Source organism: Caballeronia sp. LZ043 (assembly GCF_031451075.1).
Taxonomy (GTDB): Bacteria; Pseudomonadota; Gammaproteobacteria; order Burkholderiales; family Burkholderiaceae; genus Caballeronia.
Map to the genome: position 1 here is coordinate 304,767 of NZ_JARUXT010000002.1, position 9,889 is coordinate 314,655.

The following is a 9,889-nucleotide window of genomic DNA, read 5'->3' on the forward strand; positions in this document are numbered from 1 at the left end:
GTGAGCGCGCGCCCGGACCGAGGCCAGCGGAGCCTCACCAGTTCGATCCTCGAGCGCCATGCGCGGGTGCTCGTCTTCCATCCGGACGACAACGATGGACAGACGCTCGCCAATCACCTGCGGCGCATGGGCTTTCAGGTGGAGCGCTGCTGGCCGCCGCTGGACACCTTGCCCGAGCGCGTCGATCTCGTATTCCGCGCGTTGCTGCCGGAAGAACGCGCGCCCTGCGGTGAGTGGTCCGGCCCGGAAACGCCGCCCGTCATCTGCGTGGTTTCCTACGAGAATCCGACCTTCATCGACCAGGCCATCAAGCTCGGCGCCGACGGCATCGTCACGACGCCGGTGCGCGCTTCGGGTCTGCTCTCGACGGTGGTGATGGCGCTGTATCACTCGAAGCGCGCGCGTCAGCATGCGCAGCGCATCGCGAAGCTCGAACAGAAACTGCTCGACAGCCGGCATCTGCAGGAAGCCAAGAACATCTTGATGATCATGCATCGCGTGAGCGAACGCGAGGCCTACGACATGCTGCGCGCGCAGGCAATGGAGAAGCGCGTGACCATCGACGACATCTGCCACTCCGTCATCCAGGCGGGCGAAGTGCTGCAGATTGCGCGCGGCATGAGTTCAGGGGACGGGCGCGAGAAAGCGTGAGCGCGCCGTCCCGGCGTCTGACTGACATGCACAGGAGCGGCGAACATGGACCTGCAACTGAAGGGCTTGAAGGCGATCGTGACCGGCGGCACCAAGGGCATCGGGCTGGCGATTGCGCGGACACTGGCGGCGGAAGGCGCGGACGTCGCCATCTGCGCGCGCGATGCGACCGCCGTTGAAACCACCGCGGAGGCGCTGGCCGAATTGAGCGGTGCGCGTGCATCGGGCGCGGCCGTCGATGTGGCCGATGGCGCCGCGCTCAAGGCATGGGTCGCGCGCGTCGGGGCGGACTGGGGCGGGATGGATATCGTCGTGGCCAATGTGAGCGCGCTTGCCATTGGCAACGACATTGAATCCTGGCGCAAGGAGTTCGAGACGGATCTGCTGGGCACCGTGAATCTCGTCGATGCCGCGATGCCGTTTCTCGAAGCGAGCCAGGCGGCTTCGATCGTCGCGATATCGAGCGTGTCGGGACGCGAGATCGATTTCGCCGCCGGACCCTACGGCGTGTTCAAGGCCGCGCTGATTCACTACATGCAAGGGCTCGCGAACCAGCTGGCCGCGAAGGGCATTCGCGCGAATACGGTATCGCCGGGCAATGTGTATTTCGAAGGCGGCGTGTGGGACTGGATCGAGCATAACGATGCCGCGCTGTTCGAACGCGCGCTCGCTTTGAATCCGACCGGACGCATGGCCCGGCCGCAGGAAATCGCCAACGCGGTGGCGTTCATCGCGAGTCCGGCGGCGAGCTTCGTGAGCGGGGCGAACTTCGTCGTCGATGGCGCGCTCACGCGGGGCGTGCAGCTTTGAGCGTCGCGCGTTCGAACACCACCTCAACAGGAGCACCGAATGGAACGAGGCAGTGCGATGGACATCGATCTGGACACGCTCACGGTCGAAGCCGTGCAGGCGGGTTTCAAGGCCGGCGCCTTCACGGCGGAACACCTGGCGCAGGCCTGCTTCGAGCGGATCGAGCGCGATAACGGGCGCTACAACGCGCTGATCTTCCTGAACCCCGCCGCACTCGACGACGCACGCGAGATCGACCGGCGGCGCGCTGCCGGCGAAGTGCTGGGACCGCTCGCCGGGGTGCCGGTCGTCATCAAGGATCCGATGGACATGGTCGGCTTTCCGACCACGGCGGGATGGAAGAAGCTGTATGGCAAGCATGGCGGCGTCGACCTGATGCCGGCCCGCGATGCGCCGGTCGTCGCACGCATGCGGCGCGCGGGCGCGATCCTGCTCGGCAAGACCAACGTGCCCATCCTGAGTCACACGGGCACGCATGCGAACGACAGCTGGGCAGGCCCGACCCTCAACGTGCCGATGCCCGACCGCGCACCCGGCGGCAGCAGCGCGGGAACGGCGTCGGCGGTGGCATCGGGCATGGCGGTGCTCGGGCTCGCCGAGGAAACCGGCGGGTCGATCCAGAACCCGGCGTCGGCGCAGGATCTCGTCGGCATCAAGCCGACCATCGGGCTGGTGCCGAATGCGGGCGTCGTGCCCTTGTCGGGCAATCGCGATGTCGTCGGGCCGATTGCCCGCACCGTGCGCGACGCGGCGCTGTGCCTCGATGCGCTCGCGGGCTATTCCAGCGAAGACCCGAAGACGCTGGCCGGCGTCGGCCGTCAGCCTGCGGGAGGCTATGCAGCGGCGCTTGCGGCGGATGCGTTGCAGGGCAAGCGCATCGGCTTGTATGGGCCGGGCTGGCGCACGCAAGCGCTCTCCGACGAAGCCGCCGCGCTCTATGAACGCGTGCAGCGGGAACTGGTGGAACTGGGCGCGATGCTGATCGAGGATCCGTTCGCCGGTTCGGGTTTCGCTGACTTGCGCAAGCCGACGCCGCCGCTCGAACACTTCGATGCGCGTGGACTCGAATCCATTCCGTACGACCTGGAGAAGTATCTGCAACGCCTGGGCAGGGATGCGGCGCTCAAGACGTTCGCGGAGTTCGCCGAAGCGACGCGGGATGACGATGCGTTCGGCCCCAATGGCGTGCTGCGTTATCTGCATAGTCTTGCGGACTTTCGCACCGCGTTGGCCGATCCGTCGCTGCCGCCCGAGATGCCGGAATTCGTCGCACTGAAGGCGCGTTATCTGACGATCTTCGACAGCGTGATGAGCCAGCATCGTCTCGATGCGCTCGTGTTCCCGCAGATGCGCAACGAGCTTCCGTCGCTGCACGGCAAGGAAGTCATCCAGGAAACGACCGTCGGCGAGATCAATATCGCGGGTCTGCCGGGCATTGCGGTGCCGGCCGGATACTACGAATCCGGCTCGCCGTTCGGCCTGATCTTCGTCGGACGCCAATGGGACGAGGGCGCGCTGCTCGGCTATGCCTACGCGTATGAATGCGGCACGCAGCACAGGAAGGCGCCGCGGCTTTCCTGACTTCACATTGGACCGGCGCACGGGCGCCGGTCCGCTCAAAAAAAACCAGCCGATCGGCCTTCTCCGGGTAAACCGCAGGGCTCCGATAAATTCTTGGATATAGTTGGCATACGGAGTATATTTCGATCCAGAGAAATCGAGACCTTGTGGAGGCAGACATCATGCAATTTCATCTCAACGGTTTTCGCACGGACGATCCGGGCATCGAACCCGCCGCCGAAGGCGCGCCGCACGTTGCCATGCCTGACGCGGTGGATGTGCTCATTGTCGGCAGCGGTCCGGCTGGACTCGTGCTCGCGGCACAGCTGGCGCAGTTTGCGTCGATCACCACGCGCATCGTCGAACGTCGTGCGGGACCGTTGCTGATGGGGCAGGCGGACGGCGTCGCGTGCCGCACGGTGGAAATGTTCCATGCCTTCGGTCTCAGCGAACGGCTGCTGCGCGAAGCGTACTGGGTCAACGAAACGGTGTTCTGGCGGCCGGATGCCGCTGACCGGGGCGCGATTCGTCGGACCGGACGCGTTCAGGATACCGAAACCGGCATGTCCGAGTTTCCGCACGTGATCGTGAATCAGGCGCGCTTGCAGGCCTATCTGCTCGATCTGATGCATCGTTCCACGCAGCGCCTCGAACCGGATTACGCGCTCGAAGTCGTCGATGTCACGCGCGACGACGCTTCTGATCATCCGCTCACTGTCACGCTGAAGCGCACGGAAGGGGAGCGCGCCGGTGAAGAGACGAAGATCCGCGCGCGTTATGTCGTGGGTTGCGACGGCGCCCGCAGCCGCGTGCGTGCGGCCATCGGTCAGACGCTCAACGGCGACGCCGCCAATCACGCGTGGGGCGTGATGGATGCGCTGGCGGTGACCGACTTCCCCGACATTCGCCTCAAGGCCGCGATCCAGTCGGCGAGCAAGGGCAATCTGTTGCTCATCCCGCGCGAGGGCGGTTATCTCGTGCGCTTCTATGTCGATCTCGGCGAAGTGACGCCCGAGAACCGCGACGGCATTCGACAGATCAAGGCGGAGCGCATCATCGAGACGGCGCAGCGCATCCTGCATCCTTATACGCTCGATGTGAAGGAAGTCGCGTGGTTCTCGGTGTATGAAGTGGGCCAGCGTCTGACCGAACGTTTCGACGACGCCTTGACGCCCGATGGCTCATCGCGCGAACCGCGCGTGTTCATCGCGGGCGATGCCTGTCATACGCATAGCGCGAAGGCGGGGCAGGGCATGAACGTGTCGATGCAGGATGGTTTCAATCTCGGCTGGAAGCTGGGCGCAGTGCTTCAGGGCCGCAGCGATGCCAGCCTGCTGCGTACCTATTCCGATGAACGCCAACCGGTTGCGCAGGAGTTGATCGACTTCGACAAGGAATGGTCCGCAATGATGGCCGCGCCGCCGAAAGACCCGGCGCATCCGGAAGCGGGCGGCGTGGATCCGGCGGAGTTGCAGGCGTATTTCGTGCGCGCGGGCCGCTATACGGCGGGCGTTGCCACGCATTACCGGCCGGGTCCGCTGACGGGTGCGACTACGCATCAGGCGCTCGCGCGCGGCTTCACGATCGGCACGCGCTTTCATTCGGCGCCGGTGATCCGCATCGCCGATGCCAGGCCGATGCACCTCGGTCACGCAGCGCTCGCCGATGGCCGCTGGCGTCTGTATGCGTTCGCGGATGCAAGCGGTCGAGCCTTCGACGCGCTCTGTGAGCATCTGGCTGCATGGCTGCGCGACATCACGCCACCTGATGCCGACATCGACAGCGTCATCGATCTGCGCGCGGTGTTGCAGACGCCGCATCGCGACGTGCGCCTGCAGGACTTGCATGCGCTGCTGTTGCCGCGCAAGGGCCGTTATGGGCTGGTGGATTATGAAAAGGTATTTACGCGCGACGAGTCGGCTGATATCTTCGACGCGCGCGGCATCGATCGCGAACGGGGTGCGCTCATCGTGGTCCGTCCGGATCAATACGTCGCGCATGTGCTGCCGCTCGATGCGTTCGATGAACTGAACGCATTCCTGCGTCCGCTGTTCCGAACCCGTTCCACTGCTTGATCCTGTCGACCGTGCCTGCTCAAACACATTCTCCCGCCGCCCTTTCCCGATTCACCGGCAGTCTGGTGCGGCGCGCCCAGCAGCGGCATCTGGCGGTCTGGCAGAGCGAGGTGTCGACGGAGATCACGAGCGTGCAGTACGCCGCGCTTGAAATCCTGCAACGGACGCCGGGCGTGAACCAGCGCCAGCTTGGCGACGAACTCGACGTGGACCGCTCGACCATCGCGGAACTCGTGGCGCGCATGGCCCGCAATGAGCTGATCGAGCGTTCCGACGATCCCGTCGACAAGCGCAGCTACGTGCTGTCGTTGACGCCCGCCGGCAAGAAGCAGCTTGCGACGCTGCGGCCTCGCGTGGAGCAGGTGGAGCGCATCCTGACCGCAAGGTTGTCGGCAGCGGAGGGCCGCGAATTGCGGCGCCTGCTGCTGGCCTTGTTGCCGGACGAAGCGTGACGCTTTAGTTCGAGCTTTCGAACGGCACGCGCACATTCCCTTCCATCAGCACGCGCGCGCTGCGGCTCATGATGGCCTTCGTCACTTGCCAGGCGCCTTCCGCCTGCACCGCCTCCGCGCCGACCCGCAGCGTGCCCGACGGATGCCCGAAACGCACTGACTGACGCTCGCCGCCGCCCGCCGCGAGATTGACGAGCGTGCCGGGGATCGCCGCCGCCGTGCCGATGGCCACCGCCGCCGTGCCCATCATCGCGTGATGCAGCTTGCCCATCGACATCGCGCGCACGAGCACGTCCACATCTTCCACGCCCACTTCCTTGCCGCTCGATGCCGTGTACGCCGCCGGCCGCGCGACGAACGCGACCTTCGGCGTGTGCTGGCGCGTGGCAATTTCATCGAGGCTCTTGATGAGCCCCATGCGCAGCGCACCGTGCGCGCGGATGGTCTCGAAGCGCTTCAAGGCCGCTTCGTCGCCGTTGATGGCGTCCTGCAACTCGGTGCCGGTGTAGCCGATGGCATCGGCGTTCAGGAAGATGGTCGGAATGCCCGCGTTGATCATCGTGGCCTTCAGCGAGCCGATGCCCGGCACATCGAGATCGTCGACCACGTTGCCGGTCGGGAACATCGCGCCGCCCGCGCCTTCCTCTTCCGCTGCCGGATCGAGGAATTCGAGTTGCACTTCGGCCGCCGGAAAGGTCACGCCGTCGAGTTCGAAGTCGCCGGTTTCCTGCACGGCGCCGTTCGTCATCGGCACATGCGCGATGATGGTCTTGCCGATGTTCGCCTGCCAGATGCGCACGATCGCAATGCCGTTGTCCGGCACGCGTTCCGGATCGACCAGCCCGCCGCCGATCGCAAACGGACCCACCGCCGCCGAGAGATTGCCGCAGTTGCCGCTCCAGTCGACGAAGGCCTTGTCGATCGATACCTGACCGAACAGGTAATCGACGTCGTGACCGGGCCGCGTGCTCGTCGAGACGATCACCGTCTTGCTCGTGCTCGACGTCGCGCCGCCCATCCCGTCGATCTGCTTGCCGTAAGGGTCGGGGCTGCCGATCACGCGCATGAACAGCTTGTCGCGCGCCGCGCCGGGCACGCGCGCGGCCTCGGGCAGATCGTTCAGGCGGAAGAAGACGCCCTTGCTGGTGCCGCCGCGCATGTAGGTCGCGGGGATCCTGATTTGAGGTGCGTGTGCCATGTGAATCGAATCCTTTGAAAGAAGAGACGGCGCGTCAGGCAGCAGCCTTCGACGATTCCAGGAAGTCCTGCGCGAAGCGTTGCAGCACGCCGCCTGCTTCATAGATGGACACCTCTTCGGCGGTATCGAGCCGGCAGGTGACGGGCACTTCCACGCGTTCGCCGTTCTTGCGCTGGATCACGAGCATGAGATCGGCGCGCGGCGTGCGTGCGCCGATGACGTCATAGGTCTCGGTGCCGTCGAGCGCGAGCGTCACGCGGTTCACGCCCGGCTTGAATTCGAGCGGCAACACGCCCATGCCGATCAGGTTCGTGCGATGGATCCGCTCGAAGCCTTCCGCGACGATCGCCTCCACGCCCGCGAGCCGTACGCCTTTCGCGGCCCAGTCGCGCGACGAGCCTTGCCCGTAGTCCGCGCCCGCGACGATGATAAGCGGTTGCTTGCGCTCCATGTAGGTCTCGATGGCTTCCCACATGCGCGTGACCTTGCCTTCGGGTTCGATGCGCGCCAGCGAACCCTTCTTGATCTGGCCATCGACCACGGCCATTTCGTTGATGAGCGTCGGATTGGCGAAGGTCGCGCGCTGCGCGGTCAGATGGTCGCCGCGATGCGTCGCATACGAATTGAAGTCCTCTTCGGGCAAGCCCATCTTCGTCAGATATTCGCCGGCGGCGCTGTTCGCGAGAATCGCGTTGGACGGCGAGAGGTGATCGGTCGTGATGTTGTCGCCGAGCAGGGCGAGCGGCCGCATGCCGCGCAACGTGCGCTCGCCCGCCAGCGCGCCTTCCCAGTACGGCGGACGGCGAATGTACGTGCTCTGGCCGCGCCAGTCGTAGAGCGGGTTGATGGCGTCGCCGCTTTTCTGCTTGAGCGCGAACATCGGCTCATACACGCGGCGGAAATGCTCGGGCTTGACGCTCTGCGCGACGATCGCATCGATCTCCGCATCGTCCGGCCAGATGTCCTTCAGATACACCGGCTGGCCGTTCGCGCCGGTGCCGAGCGCATCCTTCTCGATGTCGAAGTGGATCGTGCCCGCAATCGCATAAGCGACGACCAGCGGCGGCGAAGCCAGGAACGCCTGCTTCGCATACGGGTGAATGCGGCCATCGAAGTTGCGATTGCCGGAGAGCACGGCGGTGGTGTACAGCTCGCGCTCGACGATCTCCTGCTGGATCACCGGATCCAGCGCGCCCGACATGCCGTTGCAGGTCGTGCAGGCAAACGCGACGATGCCGAAGCCGAGCTTCTCGAGTTCGGGCAGCAGGGCGGCGTCCTGCAAGTAGAGTTCGACGGCCTTCGAGCCCGGCGCCAGCGACGACTTCACCCACGGCTTGCGCGTAAGGCCTTGCGCATTGGCATTGCGCGCGAGCAGCGCCGCTGCGATCACGTTGCGCGGATTGCTGGTGTTGGTGCAGCTGGTGATGGCCGCGATGATGACCGCGCCGTCCGGCATCTTGCCCGGCGTCTCTTCCCACTTGCCGGCGATGCCGCGTGCGGCGAGCTGCGACGTGGGCAGGCGCTTGTGCGGATTCGACGGCCCCGCCATGTTGCGTTCCACGCTCGACAGATCGAAGCGCAGGATGCGCTCGTAGCGCGCATTCGTGAGCGTGTCGGCCCACAGGCCCGCGGTCTTCGCGTAGGTTTCGACGAGGCGGATCTGTTCTTCTTCGCGGCCGGTGAGGCGCAGATAGTCGATGGTCTGCTGGTCGATGTAGAACATCGCGGCGGTCGCGCCGTACTCGGGCGCCATGTTCGAGATGGTCGCGCGGTCGCCGAGTGTCAGGCTCGCCGCACCTGCGCCATAGAACTCCAGATACGCGCCGACGACCTTTTCCTTGCGCAGATATTCGGTGAGCGCGAGGACGATGTCCGTCGCCGTGATGCCCGGCTGCCGCTTGCCCGTCAGCTCCACGCCGACGATGTCCGGCAGGCGCATCCACGACGCGCGGCCCAGCATGACGTTCTCCGCTTCCAGGCCGCCGACGCCAATCGCGATCACGCCGAGTGCATCGACGTGGGGCGTGTGGCTGTCGGTGCCGACGAGCGTATCGGGGAACGCGACGCCGTTTATCGAATGAATGACAGGCGACATGCGCTCCAGATTGATCTGATGCATGATGCCGTTGCCCGGCGGGATCACCTCGACGTTCTCGAAGGCCTGCTTGGTCCAGTCGATGAAGTGAAAGCGGTCTTCGTTGCGGCGGTCCTCGATGGCGCGATTCTTCTGGAACGCATCGGGATCGAAGCCGCCGCATTCAACAGCCAGCGAATGATCGACGATAAGTTGCACCGGCACCACGGGATTCACCTTGGCGGGATCGCCGCCCTGTTCGGCGATGGCGTCGCGCAGGCCGGCCAGATCGACCAGCGCCGTCTGGCCCAGGATGTCGTGACACACCACGCGCGCCGGATACCACGGAAAGTCGCGCTCGGTCTTGCGCTCGATCAGTTGCAGCAGCGAGGCGTCGAGCATCGCCGGATCGCAGCGGCGCACCAGGTTCTCGGCCAGTACGCGCGACGTATAGGGCAGGGTGTCGTAGGCGCCGGGCGAGAGGGCGTCGACGGCCGCGCGCGCATCGAAGAAATCGCACGGGGTGCCGGGAAGAGGTTTGCGGTTTGCAGTATTCATGGCCGTGTCTCGCTCATCGCATGGTCTGGTTTCAAGGGCCATGCTGCAAGGGTATTGTCGGGGGTCGAACGGTGACTGCGATATCAAAAAAAGGCCTTGCTGCCGTGCGCGGCGGCAAGGCCCGGGTGTTACATGCGCTTCACTTGCGTTCGCGCAGCGGCGTGAATTTCAGGTTGTCCGGTCCCGTGTAATTCGCGCTGGGCCGGATGATCTTGTTGTCGATGCGTTGCTCGATGATGTGCGCGCTCCATCCCGACGTGCGCGAAATCACGAACAGCGGCGTGAACATGGCCGTGGGCACGCCCATCATGTGGTATGAAACGGCGCTGAACCAGTCGAGGTTGGGGAACATCTTCTTCGCGTCCCACATGACCGTTTCGAGGCGCTCGGCGATGCTGAAAAGCTTGGTGTGGCCCGCTTCCTTCGAGAGCTTCTTCGCGACTTCCTTGATGACCTTGTTGCGCGGGTCCGAGATCGTGTACACCGGATGCCCGAAGCCGATCACCACTTC

Annotated in this window: 8 protein-coding genes; 5 read left to right on the forward strand and 3 right to left on the reverse strand. The window is 65.1% G+C overall.

Features of this window, described 5'->3' with window-relative positions; translation table 11 throughout:
• The 5 genes from QCE64_RS14730 to QCE64_RS14750 all read left to right on the forward strand — a co-directional run bounded on the left by QCE64_RS14730 (position 1) and on the right by QCE64_RS14750 (position 5,548).
• Positions 1 to 651: an ANTAR domain-containing protein gene (locus QCE64_RS14730; protein WP_309920941.1), complete on the forward strand. Its 651-nt coding sequence runs from the start codon at positions 1 to 3 to the stop codon at positions 649 to 651.
• 45 nt (positions 652 to 696) lie between these two features.
• Positions 697 to 1,461 carry an SDR family oxidoreductase gene (locus QCE64_RS14735; RefSeq protein ID WP_310004513.1) on the forward strand — a complete coding sequence of 255 codons (765 nt, stop codon included), beginning with the start codon at positions 697 to 699 and terminating at the stop codon, positions 1,459 to 1,461.
• A gap of 39 nt (positions 1,462 to 1,500) precedes the next feature.
• Positions 1,501 to 3,042: an amidase gene (locus QCE64_RS14740; protein ID WP_310004515.1), complete on the forward strand. Its 1,542-nt coding sequence runs from the start codon at positions 1,501 to 1,503 to the stop codon at positions 3,040 to 3,042.
• A gap of 161 nt (positions 3,043 to 3,203) precedes the next feature.
• Complete coding sequence (locus QCE64_RS14745) at positions 3,204 to 5,096, forward strand: FAD-binding monooxygenase (RefSeq protein WP_310004516.1); 1,893 nt, start codon at positions 3,204 to 3,206, stop codon at positions 5,094 to 5,096.
• A gap of 11 nt (positions 5,097 to 5,107) precedes the next feature.
• A complete protein-coding gene (locus tag QCE64_RS14750; RefSeq protein WP_309920953.1) occupies positions 5,108 to 5,548 on the forward strand; it encodes a MarR family transcriptional regulator in 441 nt (146 codons plus the stop codon).
• Between the two features lie 4 nt (positions 5,549 to 5,552).
• Here QCE64_RS14750 and prpF read toward each other — a convergent pair whose 3' ends face one another.
• From prpF to QCE64_RS14765, 3 genes are all read right to left on the reverse strand, one after another.
• Complete coding sequence (gene prpF, locus QCE64_RS14755; RefSeq protein WP_310004518.1) at positions 5,553 to 6,746, reverse strand: 2-methylaconitate cis-trans isomerase PrpF; 1,194 nt, start codon at positions 6,744 to 6,746, stop codon at positions 5,553 to 5,555.
• Between the two features lie 34 nt (positions 6,747 to 6,780).
• Complete coding sequence (acnD, locus tag QCE64_RS14760; protein ID WP_310004520.1) at positions 6,781 to 9,378, reverse strand: Fe/S-dependent 2-methylisocitrate dehydratase AcnD; 2,598 nt, start codon at positions 9,376 to 9,378, stop codon at positions 6,781 to 6,783.
• 139 nt (positions 9,379 to 9,517) lie between these two features.
• The coding region (locus QCE64_RS14765) for a citrate/2-methylcitrate synthase (RefSeq protein WP_310004521.1) at positions 9,518 to 9,889 on the reverse strand (372 nt) is incomplete at its 5' end.